This is a genomic window from Pseudomonas alvandae (assembly GCF_019141525.1).
In the GTDB taxonomy this organism is placed as follows: domain Bacteria; phylum Pseudomonadota; class Gammaproteobacteria; order Pseudomonadales; family Pseudomonadaceae; genus Aquipseudomonas; species Aquipseudomonas alvandae.
This window is the reverse complement of record NZ_CP077080.1, coordinates 3,942,915-3,969,441: the sequence shown is the minus strand read 5'-3', so window position 1 is coordinate 3,969,441 and position 26,527 is coordinate 3,942,915. Positions and strand designations below refer to the sequence as shown.

General features: G+C 60.5%; 22 protein-coding genes. 6 read left to right on the top strand and 16 right to left on the bottom strand.

The genetic code is table 11. The features are described 5' to 3' along the window. Window positions 1-71: 71 nt before the first annotated feature. A complete protein-coding gene (locus KSS97_RS17495) occupies window positions 72-662 on the top strand; it encodes a TetR/AcrR family transcriptional regulator (RefSeq protein ID WP_030141759.1) in 591 nt (196 codons plus the stop codon). Between the two features lie 35 nt (window positions 663-697). Here the strand turns inward: KSS97_RS17495 and hisM are convergent, their stop codons facing one another. The 5 genes from hisM to KSS97_RS17470 all read right to left on the bottom strand — a co-directional run bounded on the left by hisM (window position 698) and on the right by KSS97_RS17470 (window position 4,812). Then, window positions 698-1,399, bottom strand: a complete 702-nt coding sequence (gene hisM, locus KSS97_RS17490) for a histidine ABC transporter permease HisM (protein WP_217859762.1) — start codon at window positions 1,397-1,399, stop codon at window positions 698-700. Continuing rightward, complete coding sequence (locus KSS97_RS17485) at window positions 1,399-2,085, bottom strand: ABC transporter permease (RefSeq protein WP_030141757.1); 687 nt, start codon at window positions 2,083-2,085, stop codon at window positions 1,399-1,401. The genes hisM and KSS97_RS17485 overlap by 1 nt, the downstream gene beginning before the upstream one ends. A 24-nt stretch (window positions 2,086-2,109) precedes the next feature. Then, window positions 2,110-2,880 carry an ABC transporter substrate-binding protein gene (locus KSS97_RS17480; protein ID WP_198795784.1) on the bottom strand — a complete coding sequence of 257 codons (771 nt, stop codon included), beginning with the start codon at window positions 2,878-2,880 and terminating at the stop codon, window positions 2,110-2,112. A 61-nt stretch (window positions 2,881-2,941) separates the two neighbouring features. Then, window positions 2,942-3,796, bottom strand: a complete 855-nt coding sequence (locus tag KSS97_RS17475) for a PfkB family carbohydrate kinase (RefSeq protein WP_198795785.1) — start codon at window positions 3,794-3,796, stop codon at window positions 2,942-2,944. Window positions 3,797-3,798: 2 nt separating this feature from the next. Continuing rightward, window positions 3,799-4,812: an SIS domain-containing protein gene (locus tag KSS97_RS17470; protein WP_030141754.1), complete on the bottom strand. Its 1,014-nt coding sequence runs from the start codon at window positions 4,810-4,812 to the stop codon at window positions 3,799-3,801. A 250-nt stretch (window positions 4,813-5,062) separates the two neighbouring features. Between KSS97_RS17470 and KSS97_RS17465 the strand changes: the two genes are divergently transcribed. Next, window positions 5,063-5,869 (top strand): GntR family transcriptional regulator, encoded by an 807-nt coding sequence (locus tag KSS97_RS17465; RefSeq protein ID WP_198795786.1) that lies wholly within the window; start codon window positions 5,063-5,065, stop codon window positions 5,867-5,869. A gap of 47 nt (window positions 5,870-5,916) precedes the next feature. Here KSS97_RS17465 and KSS97_RS17460 read toward each other — a convergent pair whose 3' ends face one another. Beyond that, window positions 5,917-6,885 (bottom strand): AraC family transcriptional regulator, encoded by a 969-nt coding sequence (locus tag KSS97_RS17460; protein ID WP_217859761.1) that lies wholly within the window; start codon window positions 6,883-6,885, stop codon window positions 5,917-5,919. A 102-nt stretch (window positions 6,886-6,987) separates the two neighbouring features. Here KSS97_RS17460 and KSS97_RS17455 point away from each other — a divergent pair, with 102 nt between their 5' ends. Genes KSS97_RS17455 through KSS97_RS17445 form a run of 3 tightly spaced genes read left to right on the top strand, consistent with a single transcriptional unit; the run spans window position 6,988 to window position 11,319 of the window. Continuing rightward, window positions 6,988-8,238 (top strand): MFS transporter, encoded by a 1,251-nt coding sequence (locus tag KSS97_RS17455; RefSeq protein ID WP_198795787.1) that lies wholly within the window; start codon window positions 6,988-6,990, stop codon window positions 8,236-8,238. Between the two features lie 48 nt (window positions 8,239-8,286). After that, complete coding sequence (locus tag KSS97_RS17450; protein WP_030141750.1) at window positions 8,287-9,612, top strand: MFS transporter; 1,326 nt, start codon at window positions 8,287-8,289, stop codon at window positions 9,610-9,612. Window positions 9,613-9,663: 51 nt separating this feature from the next. Continuing rightward, entirely contained in the window at window positions 9,664-11,319 is a 1,656-nt protein-coding gene (locus KSS97_RS17445) for a N,N-dimethylformamidase beta subunit family domain-containing protein (protein WP_051066033.1), read from the top strand. A gap of 23 nt (window positions 11,320-11,342) precedes the next feature. Here KSS97_RS17445 and KSS97_RS17440 read toward each other — a convergent pair whose 3' ends face one another. Next, entirely contained in the window at window positions 11,343-12,236 is an 894-nt protein-coding gene (locus KSS97_RS17440) for a LysR substrate-binding domain-containing protein (RefSeq protein ID WP_030141748.1), read from the bottom strand. Between the two features lie 95 nt (window positions 12,237-12,331). On the opposite strand from KSS97_RS17440, the gene KSS97_RS17435 reads away from it, so the two are divergent. After that, window positions 12,332-13,498 (top strand): MFS transporter, encoded by a 1,167-nt coding sequence (locus tag KSS97_RS17435; protein ID WP_030141747.1) that lies wholly within the window; start codon window positions 12,332-12,334, stop codon window positions 13,496-13,498. A 30-nt stretch (window positions 13,499-13,528) separates the two neighbouring features. On the opposite strand, the gene KSS97_RS17430 is transcribed toward KSS97_RS17435, so the two are convergent. The 9 genes from KSS97_RS17430 to KSS97_RS17390 form a co-directional block, all read right to left on the bottom strand. Next, the gene (locus KSS97_RS17430) at window positions 13,529-16,459 is read right to left on the bottom strand and encodes a DUF4132 domain-containing protein (protein ID WP_217859760.1); all 2,931 of its coding nucleotides are present in this window, start codon (window positions 16,457-16,459) and stop codon (window positions 13,529-13,531) included. A 30-nt stretch (window positions 16,460-16,489) separates the two neighbouring features. Then, window positions 16,490-16,936, bottom strand: coding sequence for a hypothetical protein (locus KSS97_RS17425; protein ID WP_217859759.1), 447 nt, complete (start codon window positions 16,934-16,936; stop codon window positions 16,490-16,492). Between the two features lie 46 nt (window positions 16,937-16,982). After that, on the bottom strand, window positions 16,983-17,771 hold the full coding sequence (locus KSS97_RS17420) for a nucleotidyltransferase domain-containing protein (protein ID WP_217859758.1): 789 nt from the start codon (window positions 17,769-17,771) through the stop codon (window positions 16,983-16,985). A 24-nt stretch (window positions 17,772-17,795) separates the two neighbouring features. Then, the gene (locus tag KSS97_RS17415) at window positions 17,796-18,767 is read right to left on the bottom strand and encodes a DUF3829 domain-containing protein (RefSeq protein ID WP_217859757.1); all 972 of its coding nucleotides are present in this window, start codon (window positions 18,765-18,767) and stop codon (window positions 17,796-17,798) included. Further along, on the bottom strand, window positions 18,764-20,428 hold the full coding sequence (locus KSS97_RS17410; protein ID WP_217859756.1) for a J domain-containing protein: 1,665 nt from the start codon (window positions 20,426-20,428) through the stop codon (window positions 18,764-18,766). The genes KSS97_RS17415 and KSS97_RS17410 overlap by 4 nt, the downstream gene beginning before the upstream one ends. A gap of 2 nt (window positions 20,429-20,430) precedes the next feature. Beyond that, window positions 20,431-22,131 carry a molecular chaperone HscC gene (locus KSS97_RS17405; RefSeq protein WP_198795795.1) on the bottom strand — a complete coding sequence of 567 codons (1,701 nt, stop codon included), beginning with the start codon at window positions 22,129-22,131 and terminating at the stop codon, window positions 20,431-20,433. A gap of 129 nt (window positions 22,132-22,260) precedes the next feature. Then, window positions 22,261-22,947: an HD domain-containing protein gene (locus KSS97_RS17400; RefSeq protein WP_217859755.1), complete on the bottom strand. Its 687-nt coding sequence runs from the start codon at window positions 22,945-22,947 to the stop codon at window positions 22,261-22,263. A 125-nt stretch (window positions 22,948-23,072) separates the two neighbouring features. After that, the gene (locus tag KSS97_RS17395; protein ID WP_217859754.1) at window positions 23,073-24,818 is read right to left on the bottom strand and encodes a LeoA/HP0731 family dynamin-like GTPase; all 1,746 of its coding nucleotides are present in this window, start codon (window positions 24,816-24,818) and stop codon (window positions 23,073-23,075) included. Then, window positions 24,790-26,526, bottom strand: a complete 1,737-nt coding sequence (locus KSS97_RS17390; RefSeq protein ID WP_217859753.1) for a hypothetical protein — start codon at window positions 26,524-26,526, stop codon at window positions 24,790-24,792. The genes KSS97_RS17395 and KSS97_RS17390 overlap by 29 nt, the downstream gene beginning before the upstream one ends. Window position 26,527: the final 1 nt, after the last annotated feature.

Sequence of the window (26,527 nt, the reverse complement as noted above, 5' to 3'; positions counted from 1 at the left end):
AAATCTACCGGACAATTGTCCGCTTTGCAATGCGCGAAGGAAAAATCTTGCCTAGGAATGACGAATCGGCAATGCGTGCCGACGCCAAGAAAAACCGGGAGCGAATACTGGAGGTCGCGGTGGTGGAACTGACGATCGATCCAGCAGTGCCGCTGAGTACGATCGCGAAGAAAGCCGGGGTAGGACAGGGCACGTTCTATCGACACTTCGCTACCCGGGAAAGCCTGGTGTTCGAGGTTTATCAATTCGAAATGCAGCAGGTGGCCGCGTTGGCCGAACAACTGCTCGCGACAAAACCACCGAAAGAGGCGCTCCGAGAATGGATGAGCTGCCTCGCTGAATATGCAATGACCAAGGCCGGGCTTGCGACTGCGATACGACAGGCCGCTTCTGCCTACGAATTCCCAGGGAAATCTGGATACGCGCCAGTCCAGGCGGCAGCCGAGCTACTGCTGAGGGCTAATGAGGAGGCCGGGACCATTCGCAGCGGCGTCACCCACGACGACTTTTTCCTGGCCACGGCCGGCATATGGCAAATCGATTCCCAGAGCCAATGGCGTACTCGTCTCGACAGATTGATGGACCTGGTGATGGATGGCCTGTGCGCAGGCAGCCCTGAAAGTTTGAAGATGAACGCGGGGGCGCCTGAGAATGCTCCGTAGGTGATGCCCGGGACGGAAGCCAGCCCCCAAACTGTTCAACGCTGATAAGCCAACAACCGGCGCTCGGCCAATCGAAATACACCCACCAGCGCGCACGCCAACAGCATGTAGAGCAGGGCGGCAATGCCATAGGCCTGGAAGGTCTTGAAAGTGGCGGCGTTCACATCGGCAGCGATTTTAAGAATGTCGGGAACGGTGGCGGTAAAGGCAATGGCCGTGGCGTGCAGGACGAAGATCACTTCGTTGCTGTAGGCCGGCAGTGCCCGGCGCAGCATGCTCGGGATCAGTACCAGGACGAACAATTGGCGGCGGGTCATGCCCAGGGCCAGCGCCGCCTCGATTTCACCGCGTGGGGTGGTGCGCAGCACGCCGGCCAGAATCTCGACGGTGTAGGCGCAGGTGTTCAAGGCCAGCGCCAGGATCACGCAATGCATGCCGTCGCGAAAGAACCACCACAGGCTCGGCGACTCCCTGATCAGGCTCAGGCTGGCCAGGCCGCTGTAGATGATCAGCAGCTGCACGAACAGCGGCGTGCCACGAAATACCAAGATGTAGAGCTGGACAGGCAACGCCAGCCAGCGATTGCCGTAGGTGCGAACCAGCGCTAGGGGTATTGCTGCGGCCAGGCCGATAATGGCCGACGTCACCAACAGCCATAAGGTGACGGATAAGCCACTCCAGCGGTAACCGTCGGACCACAGGAAGTTCGGCCCGAACTCTTTCAGTATCTCGATCATCACACGCTCCGCTGCGGTTCGAGGCTGTAGCGTCGTTCAAGGTGTTTGAGGGCCAGGCTGGAGAGGATCGCAAAGGCGAGGAAGATCGCCGCGATCACCAGATAGAAAAACATCTGCCGCGAGGTTGCGTTGCCCGCTTGCTTGGCGACCTGGACCATGTCATTGAGGCCCAGCAGCGAGATCAGGCCGGCACTTTTCAACAGCACCTGCCAGATGTTGCCGATGCCGGGCAAGGCGAACCGCATCATTTGCGGCAGGCGGATCCGCCGCAGCACTTGCCAATGGCTCATGCCATATGCCCGCGCGGCTTCCAGTTGGCCAAACGGAATGGCCCTGAAGGCGCCGCGAAAGGTTTCGGCGCAGTAGGCACCGTAGATGAATCCCAACGTACCGATCGCGGTGCCATAGGGATTCAACTGCAACGATTCCCGGCCGAACGCCTGGGCTATCTGGTTGATTCCGATTTGTGCGCTGTAATAGATCAACAGCATCAGGACCAGGTCCGGCACGCTGCGCACCAGCGTGGTGTAGACCGTCGCGACCAGCCGCAGCGGCGCCACCGGCGAGAGTTTCGCCAAGGCGCCGAGCAGGCCAAGCACGATGGCGACGCAGGCGGCCCAGGTGGCGACCTGGACGGTCAGCCACGCGCCCTGGAAAATCAGATAACCGTACCCTTCGAGAAACATGCTTTCGGGCTCCGCACGGATGGATTATTTCGGCGAGATGTCGAAGTCGAAGTATTTCCTGGCGATGCGCTCATAGGTGCCGTTACGGTGGATCCGTTCGAGCGCCTGATTGATTTCCCCAGCGAGGGCGGTATCGCTTTTACGCAATCCGATGCCAGTGCCCGGACCGAAGATCTCCGGTGACTTGACCACCTCGCCGGCATAGTCGAAACCTTTGCCGATAGGCTTCTTCAGCAGGCCTTCGGAAACGGCGATGGCATCGTCGAACGCCGCGTCCAGGCGACCGTTGATCAAGTCCGAATAGGTCAAGTCACTGCTTTGATACGGCACCACTTCCACGCCTTTGAGGCCCCACATCCGTTTTGCATAGGCTTCGAATACGCTGCCTTGCTGCACGCCGATGCGCTTGCCGCGCAAGGATTCGGCCGTCGGTTGCAGTTGGCTGCCTTGTGGGGCCACCAGGCGTGCCGGCGTGTCGTACAGGGTGTCGGAGAAGGCGATTTCGGCTTTGCGTGCTTCAGTGATCGAGAGCGCAGAAAGTATGCCGTCGAACTTCCTGCCTTTAAGGGCCGAGATCATGCCGTCAAAGGCGTTTTCGACCCAGACGCAACGACGTTGCAACTCGCTGCACAGGCTTTCGCCCAGTTCGATATCGAAGCCTGTCAGCGAGCCATCCGGTCGCTTGGACTCGAAGGGCGGGTAGGTGGGGTCGACCCCGAAACGCAGCTCTTCGCTGGCGCCCCAGGTCATCAGCGGGCTGGCCACGAGCATCAAACCGATCAGACATTTTTTCATCGACAGGGTATCCACGACAGGTTGGTAGAACTGTCCCGGGACGGGGCCCGGGCAGCACGCATCAGCCTTGAATCTCCAAGGCGTTTTTCAGTTGTCGAGCGCGTTGGTCGTCCACAGCCTGTCCATGGCCAAAGCCACCGGCCCAGCCGCACACCTGGCCGGCATAGTCGACGCCCCGTGCAAGACACTCGGCAAGGTTGTGCCGCGCTTGCCATGCCAGCAGGAACGCGGCGATAAAGCCGTCGCCGGCACCCATGCTGTCGACGAACGCGCAGGGCCGCGCCGCCTGTTCATGCACGCCCCGTGCGTCGACTGCGAGCGCTCCCTGGGCGCCACGGGTGATGACCACCGTTGCCGGACCCAGCGCCCGCATCGAGTCCGCCAGCTCACGGGCTTCGCTGGGCGACAGGTGGGCCGCCGAGAAAAAAGCGATATCGACGTGCTGGATCAACGCTTGCCAATCGAACTCGACCCAGTTGTCCGAGAAGTCGAATGACAGGTAGCCACTGGCCTGGCGAATCTGCGCCAGTTGGTTCTCAAGACCGCTATAGAGGCTGCCATGGGCCAGCGGGAATTGCGCGAGATAGTCCAAGTCGTCGGCACCGAGTCGCAGTTGGCGACAGACGCCCGGATCGCTGCCGAGAAACACCCGTTCGCCGTCGATGCTGTCGACACAAGCCCAGCCGTTGGCCCCTGCCAGCGTTCTGCAGCGGGATGCATCGACCGCTTCCTGTTGTAGGCAATCGAGCAGGTACTGGCCGTGCCGGTCATGACCAACGCAGCCCAGATAGGCGCTGCGAGCCCCCAGCCGGGCGGCAAACACCGACACGTTGAGTGCGTTGCCACCGGGGTACTCGATGTTCCGGTCCAGGTAAACATCCACAGTGTTGTCGCCGACCGCGATCAGGCTGGCCATGCTCAGTACTCCGTTTTCCACATGTAGCGGCGCGTCGTCAGCGGCTGCTGGTGCCAGACCGCGAGATGAGCGGCAATACGTTCCACGGCGATACCGACGATGTAGGGCGCGACAATGGCGCGGATCTCCGGGTCGATGCCTTCCATGGGGAAATCCTTGGCGTCATAGACCATGACGCGTTCGGTGTATCGCTGGCAGAAGCGCACCACACGTTCCATCTGTGCCCGGCTGGGGTCTTCGCCCACCAGCAGGAGCAGCGGGGTGCTGGCGTCGATGGCTTCGAACGGGCCGTGGAAAAACTCGGCAGCCTCCACCGGCAGGCAATGCAACCACTGGCTTTCCATCACCACGCAGACTCCGAATACATAGGCGGTGGTGAACATCGGGCCCGACGCGAGGAAGTACATCACGCGATCATCCTTATACAGGCGCGCCTCTTCGGTGGCGCGCCGGTCGTTATTGATCGCAGCGTCGGCGAGGGCCTGCGGCAGGGCCTTGAGCGAGCGAGTGAGCTTGTCCAGCAGCGGCCAGCCTTCACGCTTGGCCAGGATCCCGCCGACCAGTGCCTGGAGGATCATGAAGCAACCGAAGTACGCCTCATCGGTACGTCCCAGCAAAAAGCAATGTTGAACAGCCTGGGCCAACGGCAGCTCGGCGGTTTGCGTCACGCCGACGGTGAGGCAGGGCTTGTCCTGCAGAAAACGCGCGGCGGCGATGGTTTCCTGGGTCGTCCCGGACTTGGAGGCGAGGACCACCAAGGTGCGTTCATCCAAGCGCGGCGGATCGATGTCCATGAAATCGGCGGGGAAATAACGGCGTACTTCCAGTGTGTGGCTGTAGCGCTCCAGCCAGTACTGCAAGCCGAGCATGATGCGGTTGGGCGCACCGCAGCTGACGAAGTAGATGCGGTCGATTCGCGTCGCCAGTTCCTGGCCGAACTGCTGCGCGTCGTCGACGATTTGCACGGATTGCTGCAAGGAAGTGGTGAATGCTTCCCGGTTGAACTGGATCGCCATGTGAGCTCCTGGGGGCTTTGTTGCGGTGTTCATGTTGCGGTTCATGATCACCATGTAGACCAAAAGCTATACCACGAAAAATACCATTACAAGATTTTTCCTCCGTGGTCTAATGCACCGTCACCGCAGTTTTCAAGGTAGGCAATGGACCGTTTATTGGGTCTGATTATCAAGCTGGCGGGTTTGCGATGGTTTCAGTGGGTACTGTTGGTACGCCGTTGCACAGAAAAATAAATCCAGGATGTAGACCATGAAAGTTAGTCCTTCCAAATCCTCCGACGTGGCCCTGCTGGCGCCCGAACGCAAGCAGGTGGCCTGGCAGGCCGTCCAGGCCCTGCTGGAAATGCTGGAGCGCCCGGAGTTCGGGCCGAGTGAGCGGATACCGGCGGAACGGGACCTGGCCGAGCACCTGGGCATCAGCCGGATGACGCTGCGAAAGGCCTTGCAAACGCTGATCGATCGCGGGGTCCTGGAGCGCCGTGGCAACCGCGGCACCTTCGTGACCGGTCCGGGCGTCGAGCGGCCACTCAATACCGTCGCGCGCAAAGGCATCGCCGAAGTGGTCGAACAAGCGGGGGCCAGGCCGGGCAGTAAATTGCTCTACTTCGAACAAACCCAGGCCAATGCCCGCGTGGCGAAACTGCTGAAGATCCAGGAAGGCGACCTCTTGCTGACCATCAGGCGACTGCGCACGGTGGATCAAAAGCCATTCTGCATAGAGACCAGCTACATCCCTGCAGCCCGCGCACCGGACCTCGTGGCGGGAGACCTGATCGAGGGGGCCTCGTTGTATGCGTTGCTGTTATCGCGCTACCAGATCGAAATGGAAAGTGACGAGGGCACACTGAGCATCGCCACGATGAGCGACCAGGAGGCCCGCTTGCTCGACGTCGAGCCCGGGACGGCCGCGCTGGTCTACCGAGGTGTGATTTTTGACCGCCAAGGGCAGCCGGTGGAATACCTGGTCTCGATCAACCATCCCCAGCGTGTGGTGTTCAAATTGGCGGACAGTCGGGTCAACAGCCTGCATTCCGATCATCATTTCCCATCTGGGTAAAGCCCAACGCGGACACCCTACGGTTCCTCCACGATTCCCTCTCGTCGTCAAGGAGCAGCGGACTGCCCCGACTGACGACTCAATCCAGGCGTCTTGCCCGTAATGCGCTTGAACGCGCGACTGAAAGCGGCCTGGGAGGTATAGCCCAAGCGCTGCGCCACCTCTTCAATAGGCAGCCTTTCGAGCGTCAGCCACTGGCTCGCCAACCGCATCCGCAGTTCGGTCACGTAGCGCAACGGGGCCATGCCAATCGTCATTTGGAAGCGGTCAGCGAAGGCTGAGCGAGAGGTGTTGCATTGTTCCGCCAGCTGCGCAACGGTCCAGTCGCGCCCCGGTTGTTGATGGAGCGCGAGGAGTGCATTGGCCAAGCGTGGATCGCGCAATGCAGCGACCAGACCAGAGGCATTGCCGCAGGCGCACTCCACCCAACCGCGAACGACCATGGCGGCCACCACGTCGGCTAATCGCGCAAGTATGCCCGCGAAGCCGATACGTGCGGCGCTGACCTCGCGTTCCATGGTGGTCAGGATAGGCACCAGTCCGGGGTAGCGCTGGCCGCCGGCGTCGATCAGCATCAGGCCCGGCATCAGCTTGCCAAGGCCATGGATGCTGCCCAGTTCAAACTCCATGCAGCCGCTGAACAAAAGGGTGGTCGGCGTCGGCCTGGCATCGGTTCCGGTATCCACCGCGCTCACGGTTTCACCGAGGGGGGCGCCGTCCAGATGGTCGATGTCCTGAACAGGCACATCCGTATGGGAAAGCAATTGATGGGCCGCGCCATGGGAGATGAACACTGCGTTTCCGGCAGACAGCGCATAGGTGGCCCCGTCTTCCATTCGTAGCACCGCATTGCCAACTGCCAGAAAGTGGAACCAGGCATGCCCGGGTTTGGCAGCGAAACCCAGGCCAAAAGCTGGGCCGGTTTGAATACGCCGGTATTCGACGCCACGCAGGCGCATGCCGCGCAACAGTTCATTGATGAGATCCGAGGAGAGGGCAAACTGATCGGTAGGCATGATTCAGGTGTTTCAGTCAAAAAATGGAGGTTTTCGATCATAGATCATCCAGATTCGCCCGCCTAGACTGCGGATCGCAATGAGGATTGGGAGATCTGTGCAATGACTGACTGTGTTTGTAATGCCGTATCCGACAGCCATCTCGGCGCCGGGCCGGATGTAGAACCCGCCACACCCGCGTGGATGGCCGTGTTTTCGTTGGCAATGGGCGTGTTTGGATTACTCACCGCCGAGTACCTTCCGGCCAGCCTGTTGACGCCAATGGCGACCGACCTGGGGGTGTCCGAAGCGTTGGCTGGCCAGGCGGTAACGGTGACTGCAGTGATCGCACTGTTCGCTGGCCTGCTGGTGCCAGGCCTGACTCGCGGTATCGACCGCCGTTGGGTGCTGCTGGGTTTTTCCACATTGATGATCGCCTCCAATCTGCTGGTCGCCGTTTCCTCCAGTCTCGCGGTGCTGCTGGTCATGCGTATCTTGCTGGGTATCGCCCTTGGCGGGTTCTGGAGCATGGCGGCAGCGGTGGCGATGCGCTTGGTGCCGGGGGCTTTGTTGCCCCGGGCGCTCTCTATCATTTTCAGCGGCATTGCCGTCGGGACGGTGGTTGCGGTCCCTCTGGGCAGCTACCTGGGTGGGCTATACGGCTGGCGTAGCGCGTTCTTTGCAGCGGCGGCAGTCGGCGTGGTGACCCTGGTTTTCCAGTCGTTCACGCTGCCGCGCCTTGCGCCGCGCAGGCCGGCACGCCTGCGCACCGTACTGGAAGTGCTGCAGCGCCCGGGCATCGCCATGGGCATGTTCGGTTGTGTGCTGGTGCACAGCGGCCACTTCGCGATGTTCACTTATGTCCGACCGTTCCTCGAAGGGACCACTGGCATCGACCCGCAAGGGTTGTCACTGATGCTGCTGGGTTTCGGTGTGGCGAACTTTGGCGGCACGTTGTTGGCGGGATGGCTGCTTGAGCGCCGTCCACTGGCCACCCTGGTGTTGATGCCGACGTTGGTGGGCGTTGCAGCACTGGCGTTGGTTCTGTTGCCCGCCTCGGTGCCGGGGCAGGCGGTGCTGCTGGCGATCTGGGGTTTGGCCTTTGGTGGTGTGCCGGTGGCATGGTCGAACTGGGTCGCCAGCGCGGTACCCGATCAGGCGGAAAGCGCCGGGGGCATGGTGGTGGCATCTGTCCAGTCGGCCATCGCAACGGGCGCCGCCGCTGGCGGTGCGATGTTCAGCCTCGGTGGCAGCGTCGGCGTATTCGTGGCGGCGGCGGTGCTGATGCTGCTGGCCGCGTTGCTGATTGCGTTGCGGGTCCGGGTTCCTTCCGCCCATGGCAATGCCCGGCCCAGGCCCGCGCTGCATCTCTGATCCGGCTTCGCAGCCGCCTCGATTCCATCCGTAATCCGGAGATAAGACATGAACAATACGACGTCTCACCAAGGACGCCTCAAATCTTTGCGCGCGGCAGGTATAGGCAATGCGCTGGAGTGGTTCGACTGGACGCTGTACGCAACCTTTTCGGTGTACCTGGCCAGCAATCTATTCGACAAGATTGATGCCCGCTCGGCAATGCTCGCGACTCTCGCCGTGTTCGCGGTGGGTTTTGTCGCGCGTCCTATCGGCGGATGGCTGTTTGGGCGCCTGAGCGACCGATTGGGACGCCGGGCCATCATGGTCATCACGATGTTGCTGCTGGCGATCAGCAGCCTTGGTATCGCGATCATCCCCAGCTACGAAAGCATTGGCCTGTATGCCTCGGTCGCGCTGCTGTTCTTCCGGCTTATGCAGGGGCTCGCCCATGGCGGCGAGACCGGGGTTTCCTACACCTATGTCGCCGAGATCGCCCCAAGCAAGCACCGTGGCTTATGGTCCAGTTCGGTCTATGTCGGGGTGACGCTAGGGGTGATGGCAGCGACGGCCATGGCGGCGGTACTGACCTGGCTATTGGGCGCGCAGGCCATGGCCGACTACGGCTGGCGGATTGGCTTCGCCATCGGTGGGCTGCTCGGCATCTATGCGCTGTTTTTGCGCCGCAGTGCGCAGGAGTCTCACGTGTTCGTGGAGCAGCAGGGGCAGGCTCGGCCGCCGCGCAAGTTATCCAGGGGGGAGATGCTGCGAGTGGCGCGCAACATCGTCATGCTTGCAGCGGCTGCCAATGTCACCTACTACGCGTGGGTCACCTTCGGTGCTTCGACGGCCATTGCCCGGGGCATGGACGCCACGGGTGCTTATGTGGCCAGTCTCTTCGCGCAAATCCTTTGTGTGTGCTGGTTGCCAGTCTGCGGAATGTTGTCCGATCGTTTCGGCCGCAGGCCCATGGTCATCGCCTGGGGCCTGGGCGTGATCCTGCTGACCTATCCCATTTCGATAATGGTGACCGTTGAACCCTACACGCTGTTCCTGGCCCAGGTCGTGGGGTTGGGAGCCTGGTCGTTGATTGCGGCGATTTTTCCCGCAGTGCTGTCCGAGCAGGTGCCGACCCAGGCGCGGGCGCAGGGCGTTGGGTTGGTGTCGTCGGTTTCGGTGGCGCTCTTTGGCGGCACCGCGCCCTATTTGCACAATTATCTCAGCGGCGTCGACCTTGGCTATTTGTACATCTGCTACGTCATGGGGTTGGGTCTGGTTACCGTCCTGGCGGGTTTTCTTATCGACGAAACGGCGGGCATCGATCTTGCGCACATCGAGGCGCCCGGTGCTCGAACCGCTGCCGGCTCACGGCCGGTGGCGCTGTCTCAGGACTAATCAATTGGCATGTAGACCCGCCGGATCAGCGGATCCAAGGAGTGCGATTCAATGAATTCAACAGACCTCAAGAATGCCGCAGCACGAGGTGAGCGACCGGGCGCGAACGTGACCGCCAGCCAGACGTCAGGGCCTCGTCAGGCCGCGCGCGAGATCTGGGTCGAAGTCCCTTCCGAGTCGGGCCCGGCGGCCGCTTGGTGCTACTCGGATCGCCGCTCCTATAGCCCGGGTGACTCGGTGCGCCTGCATCTGTCCTCGAACCGAGCGCAAGTGAGACTCAGGATCTATCGTGATGGAGCCGTTGCTCGCACGCTGCACGAAACCGACAGCCTCGATGCTTGCTTCCACCCGTTGCCCGAACGTGCCTACGAGCAGGGATGCCAATGGCCGGTCTTCGTGCAATGGTCAATCCCGGGTGATGCGGACCCGGGTGGCTATGTAGTGGAAGTACGCGATAGTGCTGACAGCGTACTCGGGCATCACCTGTTCATCATCAAGGCGGCGCGCAAGCGTGCCGACGCTTTGGTGCTCGTCGCGGCGACATCGACGTGGGCTGCTTACAACGACTGGGGCGGCGCCAATCACTACTTCGGTCTCCACCCCGGAACGCCGAGGGGCCGCGCGCCATTGCTCTCGGCACAACGCCCCTGGGCGCGGGGGCAAGTCTGGCTGCCCGAGGATGCGCCACGTTCTGTCAACGCTACCCGGCAACGCAAGCCCGGGCCGGCGCGCTACGAGTTCATCGAATGGGCATCTCTTAACGGCTACGCCAAGTACTACGCGCTGGCGGGGTGGGCCTCCTACGAAAGACCCTTTGTGGTCTGGGCCGAACAGCAAGGCTATACGGTCGACATCCTGACCCAGGACGATTTGCATCAGGATCCGCAGGCGCTTGAGGGTTATAGCTGCGCCGTCTTCATAGGACACGACGAATACTGGACGCGGGAAATGCGCGACCACGTCGATGTCTTCGTCGAAGGGGGCGGCAAGGTTGCGCGCTTCGCCGGCAACTTCATGTGGCAGATTCGCTTGGAGGAGGAGGGCCAGAAACAGGTGGCCTACAAATACGATGCCGGCGACCTTGATCCCGTGGCGGCTACCGACCTTCATCGGCTATCCGGTGCCTGGGAAGATCCTAGGGTGGATCACCCAGGGGCACGGACGTTTGGGGTGAACGCCTTGCGAGGAATATATGGCGCATTTGGGGGGATGGCACCACGCAGCCCTCGCGGGTACACGGTCTTCAGGCCCCGGCACTGGGCGTTTGTGGGCACGGGGCTGGGCTACGCGGATATGTTCGGGGACGAAGCTAATATCTTTGGCTATGAGGTGGATGGCCTGGAGTACACATTTGTCGACGGTCTCCCGGAACCGCTCGGCACGGACGGTGCGCCCGCCGGATTGCAAATCCTCGCCATGGGCTGGGCGACCAATGCCGAGCATGGCCGATCCGAGGATGCCTATTCGTTCATGCTAGGCGATGGCGATGCCCGGTTTCGTGCTTCCATCCTGGCGCCCGACCTTAGCGAGGCCAGCGTCCACCGGCACAGCCGCGGGGCAGGCATGGTGGTGCATTTCCACAAAGGCCGAGGTGAGGTATTTACTGCCGCCACGTGCGAATGGGTACATGGGCTCATGCAGGCAGATATTTACACCGTGATGATCACAAAAAATGTGCTCGATCGTTTCCTGCGGAATACGTCCTGATGGCTGTGATGGAGAGCTGCTGTTCACATCCGATGATGTTCCAGCAGAAAGTCTACAAACACCCGCACCCGCGCCGGCATCGCCGAACCCCCAACGAAAACTGCATGTATCGGCTCCCGGTCTCCGGGGTTCCAGGTATCCAACAGTGGCACCAGGCCGCCGCGTTGCAGATCCTTGGCTACGGTGAACTCGCCGATACGGGCGATGCCAGCGCCGAGTCGTGCCAGTTGTGCCAACGCCTCGCCGCTGCTGCATTCGATGTTGCCGCTGACCTTCAGGGAAAACGCTTTGCCATCGCGGATGAACGGCCAGTTGGGTTCGGCACGACGAAAATTGAAGCGCAGGCAGTTGTGGCGCAGCAGATCTTCCGGTTCCAGGGGTGTGCCGTGGCGCTCCAGATACTCGGGCGAAGCCACCACCACTTGGCCGGTGTCGCCGATCCGGCGCGCGGTCAGCGGGCTGTCGGGCAGATGGCCGAAACGCACCGCCACGTCGGCCTGGCCGCCGAGAATGTCGACCACTTCGTCGCCGAGGGTGAGGTCGACGACGATGTTCGGGTAGCGGGCGCTGAAGGCGGCCACCAAGGGCACGATCGTCTGTCGACCATGGCCGAGGGCGGCGCTGACCCGCAAACGGCCCTTGGGTACGCCTTGGTCGGCGACGGCTTCTTCGACCTCGGCCATGTCGGCCAGGATACGGCGGGCGCCGCGCAGGTAAGCCTCGCCCTCGGCGGTGAAAGTGATCGCTCGTGTGGTGCGCAACAGCAGGCGGGTGCCCAGCCGTAGTTCGGTTCGCGCGATGATCCGGCTGATCGCCGAGGGTGTCAGCCCCAAAGCACGCGCGGCAGCCGACAAGCTGCCTTCCTGCGCCACCGCGGCGAACACAACCATTTCACCTGATCTGCCGTTGACGTCCATTTGTGCTCCACACGCAAAGGTGTTTGCAAGAAAGGCTATCTACCGCCATAGAAGGTCGCATCGTAGCATTTGCAGCATAGATGAGGAGCCTTCCTATGCGTATCAATCCACCCCTTGTTGCACTCGCCATGGGTGCCTTTGGCATCGGCGTAACCGAGTTCGCCCCAATGGGCATGTTGCCGGGGATCGCTGCAGATCTCGGCGTTTCCATTCCCGCCGCAGGCCTGCTGGTCAGTGCCTACGCCTTGGGCGTACTGCTCGGCGCGCCACTGATGACCCTGACCACCGGCAGGATTCCCCGGCGCTATCTGCTGATCGGACTCATGGCGATTTTCACCCTGGGAAACCTGATGTCAGCGCTGGCCACCGATTACTACAGCCTGATGGCCGCCAGGGTCGTGACTTCACTGAACCACGGTGCGTTCTTTGGCGTCGGCTCCATCGTCGCGGCCAGCGTGGTCGCCCCGCAGAAACGCGCCGGGGCGGTCGCGGCGATGTTCATGGGCCTGACCTTGGCGACGATCGGCGGTGTGCCGTTGGCTGCCTGGTTTGGTGAACTGTTCGGCTGGCGCACGGCATTCTGGGGAATTACCGGCCTGGGCGTGGTGGCGATGGCGGCGCTGTGGTTCGCCTTGCCCAACGTGCCGGCGCCGCAAAGCATCGGCGTGCTGGCCGAAATTCGGGTACTGGGGCGCGGCCCGGTGTTGGGCGCGTTGGCCCTGACCGTGGTCGGCTCAGGTGCGATGTTCACTGTCTTCACGTATATCGCCCCGATCCTGAGCAACGAGACCCATGCCTCCGCCACTTTCATCACGGCGATGCTGGTGCTGTTCGGCGTCGGACTGACGCTGGGCAACATGTGGGGCGGCAAGGCCGCGGATCGCTCGATAGACCGCACCCTGATCGTTTCGCTGGGCGTGCTGATTCTCGTCCTGCTGGCGTTCACCGCACTGATGCGCTGGCCGCTCCCGGCGGCCATCGCCATCCTGATCTGGGGCATCGCCAGTTTTGCCTTGGTACCGCCCTTGCAGATGCGCGTGATGGAAGCCGCCAAGGACGCACCTAATCTGGCCTCGGCCGTGAACATTGGCGCCTTCAACTTGGGCAATGCGATTGGCGCGGCGCTGGGCGGCGCGGTGATCAACGCGGGCTTGGGCTATCCGGCGATTTCCCTGGCTGGAGCGGCGATGGCGGGGCTGGGGTTGCTGATGGTGCTGGCTTTCGCCTGGCGTTCCAGAATGGTTGCGGCTGCGGCGGTTTGATGTTTACTGCCGTAATGCCGAAGACCAGCATCAACCGCCGCGCTGTATCTGCTCCAGTATCTGGCTGTCAGTGATGTCCATATCGTCCAGCAACAGGAACATCTTGCTCAGCACCTCGGCCATTTTTCGGTCGGTGTCGGCGAACGGCAGGTAGAACGCCTCGGCACTGGCGACAACGGGCACGATGCACAGGTAGTTGCCGGGTTCGATATGGATGGCTGCGCTGCCCAAATGAATGCGGTAGCTGGCGCGCTGGCCGGTGACGTGCAGGAAATGCCCTTCACATTTGACGTTTTGCAACCCGAGCCCCTGGATCAATTCGCCGACCAGTTCGGCGCGTCGTTGCAAGGTTTCGTTGCTGGTGGCGTAGCTGTCCGCAGCGTAGGCCACGGAGACCAGCAAGTCGGCATCGCGCATGACTTCCGAGAACAGCAGCGGCGGTACTTGCTCAAGCGGGATGGCTTTCTGGTCGCGGTGGAACGCAATCGTGTCGAAGGTGAAGTGTTCCGTTTCGGAGAGGTAGTGGCCGGTATCGAGAAAGTTGAACAGGGCGTAAATGCCATGCTCTTTGCTCTCGTAATAGATGTCCTCGACGCTTGAGGTCGACCAATTGCGGACCTGCAGCAACCGTGCGGCTACTTTGCCTTTGAGGCGGTGGCCGGCAAATCGGTTGGACCACAGAGCGGTCTCTCGCTCAGCCGGTGTCAGCAGGTACAACTCGCGAAAGGCTTGTTTGAATGGCTGCACGCGGCGATGGGTCACGACTTCTTTCTGCCAGGCCGACAGTTGTCCTGCCGTGAACAGGTGAAAAGGGTGAGCAATACGCAGGTGCTTCTCGGCCACGTGTCGCCGGCCTTCGAGGTCAGTCACGGTCAGCGTTGCGGCATCGAGCCAACCCAACGCGGCGTCGTCGACCTGCACGATAAGCTGTTCGAGCAGCAGGCGAACCGCAGGCATTTTCAGCAGCGGCTTCAGCTCCGCCAACGCCAGGGTTTCGCCGCTGCTCATCATTGTTTCCAGGGTTCTGCAGAAGCGTGCGATCTGTTCCTTGAGCTGGGTCTGCTGCGTTTTGAGGGCGATGAAGTCTGCGTGTTTGCGAATCGCAGGCGGTGCGGTCTTGAGGGGCTTTGCGGCTTTGCAGATGTGCAATGCCGGCGACAAGCCGTCGATGACGATCGTGACGTCATAGCCATCGATGGTGGCAGCCGTCAGGGCGGATTCGGCGATCTCCGATTCCATGGCCCATTCCAGGCGAATCGCCGAGGGGTAACCCGCGACACGCGCCAGGTTTTCCAATCCCGCCTGCACCGCTGCGTGGGAGTTGGCCTGTCGTTGAGCGCCGTATTTACGCACCTCTTTGTGCAGTTTTTTCAGCGTCAGATAGCGCTGGCGTACATCATCCGAATCCATGACGGGCAGCACGCCATAGATGCGCATGGCCGGCTGTGCATGGCGGGCCAGTTTCTTTTCCAAGGCCAGTCGACCGATGCCTCGGTACGCGTCGAGCAGTACACGCGTCTCGGGAAACGCCCAGTGCGAATGCTCGAGTGCCACGAGGTAGTCGCGCAAATGCTCCGGGTCCGCCTCGGCCAGCGCCTTGTCCAGCAGGTAGCGGTCCACCACGCCCACCGTTTCATCAAGCGTATTGGGCAGGTCGGTACCCCATCCGGACCGAGGTGCCAGGGCAATGCTCAAATACTCGCGCTGAAAGGCTTGCAGATCACTCCAACCGAGCGCGTCGAGCACCACGCGGCTGGCATGTCCTGCATAGGGCAGGGCGGTCAGCAGGGTATTTCTGGAAAAGCCGGTCAGCGCGGCGAGCAGTGCTGCCGATTGGTCCTCGGGCAACTCCTGAAGGAGCAGGAAACGTTCGAGCACCGCGGCCGTATCGCCGAAACGGTCGAAAAAGCCATCGGGCGTCGCGCCCAATCGTTCGATGACCGCCAGGGCCTGCAGCATCCATCGGGTGTCATACACCTCTACCGAACGGAAGGTGTCAGCCAGCTTCGCGGCGTTATCGGGCAACCCAGCCAAGGCTTCCTCGACATAACGAACGGTCAAGCTTGCCAGTTCGGGGTGCACGGGTGTGGGTGCCTCATCGAGGACATCATCATTCTGGAACGACTCATCATCGACGTCCTCGTCTTCGGGACCCTCATCGCTTGAGTCCTCCTCACCGAATGCTTCGTGGGTGTACCGATCCGGGTCCACATCATCGCTGTCCAACCCGGCGTCGCCTCCGTAGAACATCATGGCGCTGCCCCAGGTGTTGGCCCCCCGGACGAAGCGGGGGTAATCGAGGCAGCCTGCTTCCACCAAGCCCAAGGCGATGCGCTTGATTTCCTGGTGCACATAGATATAGGCGTCAGCGATTTTTCGTTGTTCTTCCCCAGGCGCTGAAGGGGGCTGCTCGCGATTCCAGCTGCCATCCAGCAACCATCCGGCGAAGGTCTGCCAGGTTGGGGTGGACGGGTAGTTGCTCAAGCGATGGATACAGGCTTGAACGTCAGGCAAGGCCCAGGCCTGGTCCGGGCTTCTGCGGTAATAGGCGGGGTCATCTTCGTCAGTGGGTAATGGGTAGTCACTGTCTTCGAGGGCAAATTGCAGCATGTGCTGCAGCCGCGCGCCAATCTGCTCTAGCGCATAGGTGTCCGGGTGGGCGGTGATCCAGGCATCGCAGATTCGATATTGCAGGCCGTAGCGTTGCTGATCGCGAAGGTCCTCCAGGTCGTCCCAAACGGTCGGGAACACAAAACCGTCAGCCAGCGCTTCGGGTCCATCCTCGGGATGCTGCCTGACCCAGTCCTCGGCGATGCGCAGAACGTCGATGCCGTCCCAGAAACCGGGTGCGAATTGGTCATAGGGGCTGAGCTCGGGATACTCATCCAGCGCTCTGTCGCAGAATACTCGCAATGCAGCGAGGCGCGTGGCTTGTTCGGGCAGAGGACGGCGTGATTGCATGTGGGTATCCGAGGGAGCGAGCGACGAGGATCAACCGCCAATCAGTGGCAGCAGGCGGATAAACGCGAGCGTGGATGGCGCGCCCAATTCAATCGACTCATCGAGCCTCTGGAGCATGACGCCGTTATGCAGAATGCGAAACGCACGGGTTTCAAAACCCTTCAAGGCTCGCTCGGCTTCAACGCCAACATCCAAATCCAAGTCCAGAGACTCGCTGGCGTGAGGCATGGCTACCGCACCTTCGCTGGCTTGTTGAAGAATGTCCCGCTCGCTCAGGTATTGGCGGTCGAGCACTTCACGCACCGACGCTTGTTGCAGAGAGTGCTGAGCCAACAATGCGGCGATCTGCTCGGCAACGGCCAGGCGAATCAACTCGGCGACCGTCAAGGTCAACGAGGTCGGAGTCAGGGTGACAGGGGGCAGCAAAGGCTCCTGGCGTGCGCCTTTCAGGCAATAGCTATGAACTACGAACTCCATGATGCATTCCTCGTAAGCCAGACCAGCCTAAAACCTGTGCCTTGGACTATTTCCACGTTTCCTTCAGGACCGAGCGAAACAATTCCGACAGCAGCGGCTCGACTTCCTTACGTTCGCTGCGGGTCGGCTTGATGGCTTCAAGCCGATGCAGTTCACGCTCGACGAATGTCTGAATAGGCATGATTTGCGGTGAAAGCCCCATTTCTGGTGAGGCGCGCTTGATCGCAAGCAAGTCATCGATCGCCCGATGCAGTTCTGGTTCGCCGTCGATGACTTGGCGCAACGTGTCGAACTCGATGGGGGCCGGTGTATCGAACCGCTCCAGCCACCGTACGGAGAGCAAGGGTCGCAGCACGTAGAAATACTTCTTCAGCGGTACTTCCGGTGCCTGCAAATACCCACGGAAATTGGTTTTCGCCATGCTGCGATAATGGTAGATGCCGCTTTCAACCGAGTACACCTGCGGTAGCAACGCTTTGGCACGTTCGTGGAAGGAGCCGCAATGCTCGTAGACGATGGTGGATTGCACCCACTCGACAAACCCTGGATTCGACTTCCAGAACAGCCTCAATGCCTTGCGCAGATCCCAGCCATTGATGTCCATGTCGTCGACAATCGGGTACTCGATAACGTCGCGCTGTTCCTCAAGGCCGACCGAGAGATACCAGTCAGGTTTATGGACGTAGATGAAGCGCGCGTCATAGTCGCTATTGGGCGATGCGAAGCCCCATGCGCGGCTGCCTGACTCAACGGCGAGCAGGACCTTGACCTCATGTTCATCCTCGGCGCGGCGCAGACGGCTTCGAACTTCTTCCTGGACAGCTACGCAAACCATGACCCCACTCCAATCCAATTAATTTCAATACTGGGACTGCACCGCAGCGTTGTAACGCATCCGCAATTCGTCATACCCGGCCCGTGCGGCAGCAAGATCCTGGTTCAGTTCTGCGGCGTCGGCCCCGGCCCCCCAGTGTTGTTGCAGGCGCTCAACGGCGGTAAGCCATTCCTTGGCTGCCAGACTGATTTTGCTCCACATGGGCGGGTTGCCGTTAGCCGATCGCAGGCGCGGCAGGGCTTGCACGAAGGCTTCGGTGTCTGTCCAGTGAGCCGTCAGCGAATGTTGCAGGGCGAGCAGTTGTTGCGGCGTCAGCGGGGCGCCTTCAGTCATGGCGTCCAAGGCGTTGATGGTCTGACGGGCCTGGATCATGAAGCGCAGCGTGTACCAATGTTGGTCCTGTCCCAGGTGCTTTTCGATGGACGCCAACTGTTGTTCACGCACCTTTAGCTGCGGCTGTTCCAATGCTTGGCGCAACGGTATCGCCTGGTCACGAGCGTCCTGCAAATGCAGGGTCAGGTCGCGGTCCAGCTTATCGAGTTGGTCAGGCTGAGGCTGATCGCGATGATTCGCCAGCCACAGTTCGGCGATCCGGGCGTTCGGGCGCAGGTTGTCATAGGCCTTGATGTAGTTCGCCGCGAGGGCTTGCAGACTGCCGGGCTCACCAATACTGAACCCATGCTTGCAGGGTGATGGCTGAGCACCCTGAGGCCGGATGAACTCCTCGGCGTCGATGCCCGACCCCATGCCGAAGCCGACGAAACCCATTTTGCGAATCCATTCGTCCTCCGGCAAGGCCCGGCGGGCACGGTAGTCGACATAACGCTGCTCGAATAGCTCCGCTCCGTCCACCAGGCAGGTACTTATCTCCTGAACTTCGTCCCAATGCACGCGGTTTTCCTTATCCTCGTCCGACGGCCCGGCCAGGCGCTGAACCAGCCAAGTCATCGTCAGTAGCACGACAACTGCAGTGATGAAAGCGCGGGTGCTGATCATGGTTGATTGGCCTGAGGTTTCTTGAAAGCTTGCCACTCGGTTGCAGACAGTACCGAAGGGCATGGCGAAGCGGTGGACTGTCGGGCGGCACAAATGCGCTGTGGCCAGACCTGGAGGCCTTCATTCTTGCTGACATACGTGCTCTTGGCCCAGGTATTCCCCAACAAGACCATGGGCACGAGCATGCCCAGGAAAAGGCCAATAAGCACGTCGCCGGGCACCTGGTCATAGAGTCGGGCCAGGAAAGACTTGCCGCGATCGAAGGGCGTCCGGCGGCTCAAGGCTCCCAGCACACCGAGCGTCCCAAAGAAGGTCGCCGCCCCGGCAACACCGCCGGCTAAGTAAATGAGGCCGCCCAGCAGCCCGACCCAGAGGATCTCGCGGATCGGCATCGGAGTGGGGCGCCGCAGACTCAGCCAGCGACCGTAATGGTCATTTATCCAATGGTCCAGGCGCCAGGCTTTGCGGCTCAGTTTCTCGCACACTGCGTGAAGTGCCCAACCGACGACACCGAGCAACAGGGCGCGAAGCAACATATCGACTACGCTGGTGTAGAACGAGCCACCGAGCCGATATTCAAAGAGCCAGCTCATGCAGATCGAAGTGCCGAGTATGGCCAGTGGCACGGCCAGGACCGGCGGCTGCCGACGCAACGGGCGCCAATTGTCCGGCCCCAGCTGTGGCCTCTCGTTCAGCAGTTGTGGATAGCGAAGCTGAACGGTGCGATACAGCGCCTCGCAGGCATCCCAGTCCGTAGCACTGAAGGTCATGCTCAAACGCACCCGGGCGTCTTCATCGTGTGATCCAAACAGCATTCGCGCGGCCTGGGACTCGCTGCTGTCGAAGAGCTGAGTGAGACGAGCCTGCTGCGCCAGGAAGATGGCGCAGTGGCTGCGCGCCAGGAGTTGGCTCCACCAGGGTTCGGGACAAGGTGTGTACTGGCCGGTCTGCTTCCAACCTTGCTGCTCGCAAATGTCATCGAACAATGTTTGCGACCACTGCGGCGCCTGCAGCAGCGCCATGGCCAGACATCGGTTCAGCCATTGCCGGGCGTCCAGGGTCTGTAGCCAGGGACTGGTGTCGAGCTGGCGGGCGACATCGAGAAAGCGTCGGTCATCGTGCCAGGCCCCAGTCAGGCGAGACCATGCCAGATCCATGAGCCTGCCGCGCAGCTGCTCGGTGGCGGCGGCGGGCAAGTCCTCGCGTTGCCAAAGGGTCAGCCAATGCAACTGCTCAACGGCTGCTTCAGCCAGGTCGTAGCTATCCTCTTGCGCCAGGCAAAGCTCCAGCAGGCCTTGTTCGAACTCACGCTCGCAGCCATAAAGGCGCGCCTGCACCAGACGGTCGTGGAGATTGGCGGCGCTTACCGCTTCCAGGCACTGCGTCGCCACGCGCTGGCTCGGTGGAGGCGTTGTCGGCGCTGACTGCGGGGCCGGAAAATCCACGAGGGGCAGCTTGGCAGGGGTGGGCTGATCTTCGTCGACTACGACTTCCGGCTGCCAGTCGGCCCATTCCAATGCCTGTTCGTAAGCTTCGCGCAGGCGCTGGAAACCCACTGGATCTTCGTCCGGGCGAAGCTGCTTGAGCAAGCTTGCATATTGGCGCTTGATACTGCGCTTGTCGGCATCTTCCGGCAGTCCGAGTACAACCCAGCAGGTCATCGTCAGACACCTTCTTCCAAGCTGTCGAGCTGGGCGCTGATCTGCATCCGCAGTGCCCGGATGTCATGCAATTCCTGGGTTTCGAGCATCTGGCCGAAGCGGGTCGCCAACTCATCGATTCGTTGGCGCAGCTCACCGCGGCTTTCCTGGTAGAGACGTTCCAGCCGGGCGATCAGCAAGGTGTTGGGTTGTTCGTTGCGTGGGTGGATCTTCAGCGTTTCCAAGGCCTTGAGACGCCGGCCGATTTCTTCGCTATCCAGCACGCCGGCGTTATTGGCGATCACCAGGTTGCGCCGTTCACCGGTCTGGACGGTCTGCGCATCGGTCTCCAGCAGACCGTTGGTGTCGTAAGTGAAGCGCACATCGATCCCCACCTCTCCGGCAGCCATGGGCGGCACGGGAATTTCCAATTCGCCCAAGAGAATGTTTTCAGTGACCCGACGGCTTTCGCCTTGATAGACCTTCAGCAGCACGACCTTTTGCTGGTCCTGAAGTGTGAAGACGCGCTTGACCTTGCTCACGGGCACCACGCAGTTGCGTTCGATGATCGGCAGGTAATGCCCGCTTTCGAGCTTGCCGCCAAACTCAACCGCAATTTCGATGCCCAGGGAGTACGGGCAGACATCGGTGAGCACGATTTCTTCAAGTGCCGCGTCGCGGCTTTTCAGGCCTGCCTGCACCGCTGCGCCCAACGCCACGGCTTCATCGGGGTTGAGCTGGATAGAGGGAAAGCGTCCGAACAGGCTGGCGGCCAGTTTGCGTACCAACGGCATGCGGGTGGTGCCGCCCACCAGCAACACTTCGTCCAGCTCGCCGGCGCGGATGCGGGCATCTCGCAACGCGGTCTCGATAGGGGCTCGAAGACGGCTGAACAGGGGCGCATAAAGGTCGGTCAGGCTGGCCTGGGTGTATTCGCGACGCCATTCGCGCTCGCCCTGGCGTATTGCGAACGTTGCGCTTGACTCCTGGCCCAGGGATTTGCGCACGCGTTCAGCTTCACGGCGCAGCCGGCCGTAGAGCTGTGGGTCTCCAAGGGCCAGCGGCGCCTCGTTGTTGCCTGCCTGTGCGGCAACGAAATCCTGGACCAGCAGCGTGTCGAAATCTTCTCCGCCAAGGAAGTTGTCGCCAGCACTGGCGCGCACTTCCATGATCCCTTCGAACAGCTCCAGGATCGACACGTCGAACGTCCCGCCGCCAAGGTCGAATATCAGGAAAGTGCTGGCAGTGTCTCGCCGGTGCAAGCCATAGGCGAGTGCGGCCGCGGTGGGTTCATTGATCAGTCGCTCGACCTTGAATCCGGCCAGCTCGCCGGCGATTCGCGTGGCCTTGCGCTGGGCATCGCTGAAATAGGCGGGAACGCTGATGACGGCCTCTTCCACCGGTTCGCCGAAATGCCGCTCGGCATCCTCGCGCAAGCTGCGTAGCACCATGGCCGAGAGCTCCTCGGCCCGGAACTGCTGGTTGCCCAAGGTGGTGAGACGGGCGCTGCCCATGTAGCGCTTGAAAAGCGAGGCGGTGAGTCGGGGGTGCGTTTGCAAGCGCTCCAGGGCCGTGCGGCCCACCATGACGCGGCCTTCATCGTCCAGGCCGACCACGCTCGGTGTCAGCCACTCGCCCAACGCGTTGGGCACCAGTTGCGCCGCGCCGTCGCGCCATGCTGCGATAAGGCTATGGGTGGTGCCCAGGTCAATGCCGACAATCATGTCCGTTGGAACTCCTTGAGTCGTTGCGCCGCGATGGGCTATCGGCGAGCCGGTCAGTTTATCAGGCCTGTATCGGCGAATGACTGAAAAACCTTGAAGACGAATCACGTTGACGCTTGAATCCGGTTTTCAATCAAGGCGGGGGATAGCCCGGGCGAGATTTTCCCGTGCCTGCTGCTCGAATGCCTCGAAATACAAGGGGGTCGTGTAGATACGCTCACGCGCCAGGAAACGCTCCAGGACCTGGCGCCGCTTCTGACGGTACATAGGCAGGGGCACGTATTGGTATTCAAGGCGGATTTGCCGGTCGTATTCCTCAAACCGCTCGAAGGAGGCCCCCAGGATCGCCAGGTCAGTATCCACCAGCACCGCCTCGTCTGCCGTCGCTGGGGCACCGTCGTGCCGTGTCACCATGACCAGGTCGTAAAGCCTGCGTCGTGTTTCCTCGTCCAGTCCGTTATCCCGTGCCACGTCGTCCAACCACTGTGCACTGCGCAGCTCGTTGTCGGTGCGAAGGGGGTCGTAGATCGCGTCATGAAACCATAGCGCGAGGTCAACTTCGGCGGGTGCCTGGCAAGCGGCGTTGACGAGCTGCCGTACGTGGAGGCACTCCGCTAGATGCTGGCGGTTGTGATAAGCGCGGTGTGGCTCGCAATAGTGTCGAATGAGTTCTTCAAACGTCTCTAGCGGTGCGTGCCTGACGCCGAGATCCGCCCAGACCCGAGTCCAGGCGGCAAGGCTCACGTCGTCGGACGCTGCGAGCTTGTCGTGTTCCGTGCTCGGGAACAGGCCGCTCCCTTCTGGCAGTTCCGTCATTGTCCTTCCTCTGCGTCAATGTGGTGTTCTACCCAGGTGATCAGTGTCGGCGCAATGAAGGCTCGCTTCAGCAGAAAATAATGGGAGGCCGCCAGCGTGCTGCTTCTGGCGGACTCCGGCCAGGGTCAAGCCGTCAACGCTTGTACCGAAGCCGCTGTGATGCCTGGAAGCCCCAGCATGCTCAGTTTTTCGCGCACTTGAATCAGTTTTTCCTGGTTGGTACGGATGAATGTCGAGCGCTCATCTACGGCTGCGACGATTTTTTCAAACTCTTTGAGTTGTGGTGCAAAGAAATCGAGCAGTTTTTCGTCATCACCAATCAGATCGTAGATGTCCTTGAACGAACTCTTGATGATCGTGGTGATGGATTCCTTGACGGTTTTCAGTTCCTGTTCAAGTTCATGAGCCTTATAGGCGCTCAGAAGGTCTGACGTCAGGGTGAAGGCCGCGCCAGCAGGACCGGCCCACTTGGAAATCGCTCCCGCGATCTTGGTTGCTTGCCACGGTTTGAACTTAATGACCACGCCGGTCACCGAGCCCAGCGCATCTCGCGCGGCAAACACTGCGCCCTTGATGATATCCGGACTCAAGTTGGCGATTCCTTTCGCTGCTCCGCCCATGGATTTGAGCGCGCCCTCGCTCATGGCGTTGAGAAAACTTTCGCTTGAATTGAGCTGACGGCCGATGTCCTGGGAGATGCGGTTGGTGACTTTGGACGACTGGTCGAACGAGCGGTCAATGGCGGCCTTGATTCTGAGGTTGAGCTTGTAGCCGACACCTTCTTCGGTGTAACCGATCTCGTCTTCGAGAAAATCGCGGATATTCTCCAGTGACAACGGACGGAGCTTGCCAAGCAGTTCGTTCTCGATATTGCGCAGCTCCTCGAACAGCTCTCCAGCGAGACGTTTGACATCGCGGCGGCCCTTGGAGATGTCCTGTTTGATCCGCTCGGATTCCTCGGCGTTTTGTTGCGCGAACGCATTCAGTCTTCCCAACTGCTCTTCGGCCCGGGCCACATGCTGGCCGACAACGTCGCGCACCACGTCCATGCCTGTCTTGGCCATCAATACTGCAGGCACGTTGTCCTGCAGGATACGAGTGGTCATGGCCTTCAGGTCGTTGATCCGTGAGCGGCTTTCGTAGTGCTCGGGCTTGCCGAACCAGAATTCCAGCCCACGGCCACCGGGGTTTGAAGCCAGGCAGACGATATTCAGACGCGTTAGCTCTTCCGAAGTCAGGTTGGCTGCCCGCTGCAGCTTGGCTTTGAGGTTGTCCTTTTTGATCGCGGCCTGATCATCGAACAATACCTGTTCGGTCAGGTCGGTCACTTCGTCCATCTTATTGATGACGAAGACTGTCGAAGACAGTTTATTCAAGTCGCGCAGCACCCACTTGGCGATAGCGCTGTGGCTATCCTTGAGTGGATTGGTGGCGTCCACGACGTAAAGAATCAGATGCGCTTCGGAAATGTAGCGTTTGGTCAGGTCTTCATAAACCACCTGTTCGCCATCGACGGTCTTTTCCTTGTCACCGAAGAGGCCCGGGGTATCGACGATTTCACATTTTCCCGGCAAGCCTTCTGGCGTGTAGATCGCCAATCGATCTGAGGATTCGTCCATGTCGATTTTCATGTCGGCCATGACTTTGCCCAGCCATGCGGCGATTACGCTGGTCTTGCCGTCAGAGAAGGCGCCCAACAGCGCAATGCGCAGAACGTCGGATTCGATCGCCTTGACAGCGGATTCGATCTTTTCCATTTCGACCTTGACGTCAGCGCCCAGCTCGCCCAGCTCTTTCAAGATGATCCGAAGCTGATCCAGGCCTTTGATTGCGGTCTGCTTATCAACATTGAATTGCGTGAATTGTTCCATGGGGCATTTTCTCCAGTTGATCTTTAGTGCGCTGCATCAACGCCATCTGCTGCTTGATGATGTGCAGCGGACGAGTCAGGGATTCTTTGATGTTGTCGACTTGGCCGAGAACCTTTTCTTCGATTTGGCTGCGAATGGGTGCGAGCAAGTCCTCGAGTTCCTCGCGCAGAGAACCGACGGCCTTGGCGCGGGCCTCGGCGATTTTTTCCTGGACTTGGGCCTGGGCTTTGCGAATGCGCTTTTCTTCGCCGATGAAGTAGTTCAGGAAATTGATCAATAAGCCCACCACGGCGCCGATGGCAGCACCGACAAGATTGCCGACGATAGGGAATGCGGTACCGACTCCAGCCCCTGCAAGGGCATAGGAACCGACATTGAAGAGCATCCAGCCATAATCTTTGAGATCCAGGCCGAGGCCCAGCTCCGGTGTCTTGTAGTTAGCGTTGAGGTTCGCCCCTGCGTAAGCGATTGCCTGCTCGAATTCAACGCGCGAAACGTCCTCCAGCAGGCGCTGCATGGCTTGGAAAAGATCGCCTTGCAATTCCTCGAGATATTTTTCGAACTGTGCCTGGAGGTCTTCTTTGAGTTGTTCCTGACGCTCGCGGAAGGCGCCCTGGATCTTGGTGGAGATTAAATCGTTGTCGCCAAAGTATGTCTCGACGATTTTGTCGGCGGAGGCACTCAAGTCAATGAATAGTCCGTTCCAAAGGTTCTTTCGGCCATCCTTTAACAGGCGTTCGAACCTGACCAGCCCATCTTTGATGGCGACGCGACACTTTTCAAACTCCGGCTCTGTCCGGGCCATGAACATCTCGTGGCCAACGTGGAGCTCTTTCAAGGTGGCGAGGTTCTCCACCAGCAACTCATGCACTTTGCTCTTGTTGCTTTCGATCATGTCTTCCTTGAATGTGCCCAGTTTTCCATGGAGCACCTGGGCGACGAACTTGATCTGGCTGAACTCATACATGGCCTTCGACGAGGCAAAGTACTTGCGGTAATTGCGCTGGTGAATGACTAGATCCCGATCACGGGAGGGGTGGATGGCCGTCCGTTCGGTCCCCGGCGCAATGGCCAAGGACGAGAAGGCGAGCAGCCCCTGCACGCAATGTCCAGGCCGCATGGCTTTGGCGCCCAGGACAGACTCAAGCACGCCGATGGTCTGCTGTAGTGCCTTTGTCGAGCCACCATCGCTTTCAAGGGTCGCCGGGACTCCGTCAAGCTCGTATTGGTCGGCATTGCCGCGCACGTTCATCAGGGGGCACACCTCGGTGCCGAGGCGCAAATAGGAACGGATTTTTTGCGCCGTGGCTTTTTCGGGCTTCTTGTTGGTGCCGTTGACGTAGAACACCAAGTGCGCCTTGGCCACCGCTTCGCGGACCATATGAGAATATTTGCCTTCGTCACCTTCGATGCCAGGCACATCGATCAACTGAAAGCGTTTGCCCTTGTAGTTGAGCGTGTAGAACGTATTGCCCTTGGTGAAATCCGCTTCGCCCGTGCCGATGATTTGCCCATCTATGCGAGAGGCCAGCGCTTTTTTTCGGTCAAGTGCCAGGACCCCGGAAAATACGCCGGCGAGTCGATGGTTCAGCACGTCATCCAAGGCTGCCGAGCGGGTCTTGATGGGAACGAAGGGACTTGCGATAACAAGGTCTTCAGAGGCAGCGGTCGCTTCATCGAACAATTCGTCGAGCTCGAAGTTACTCATC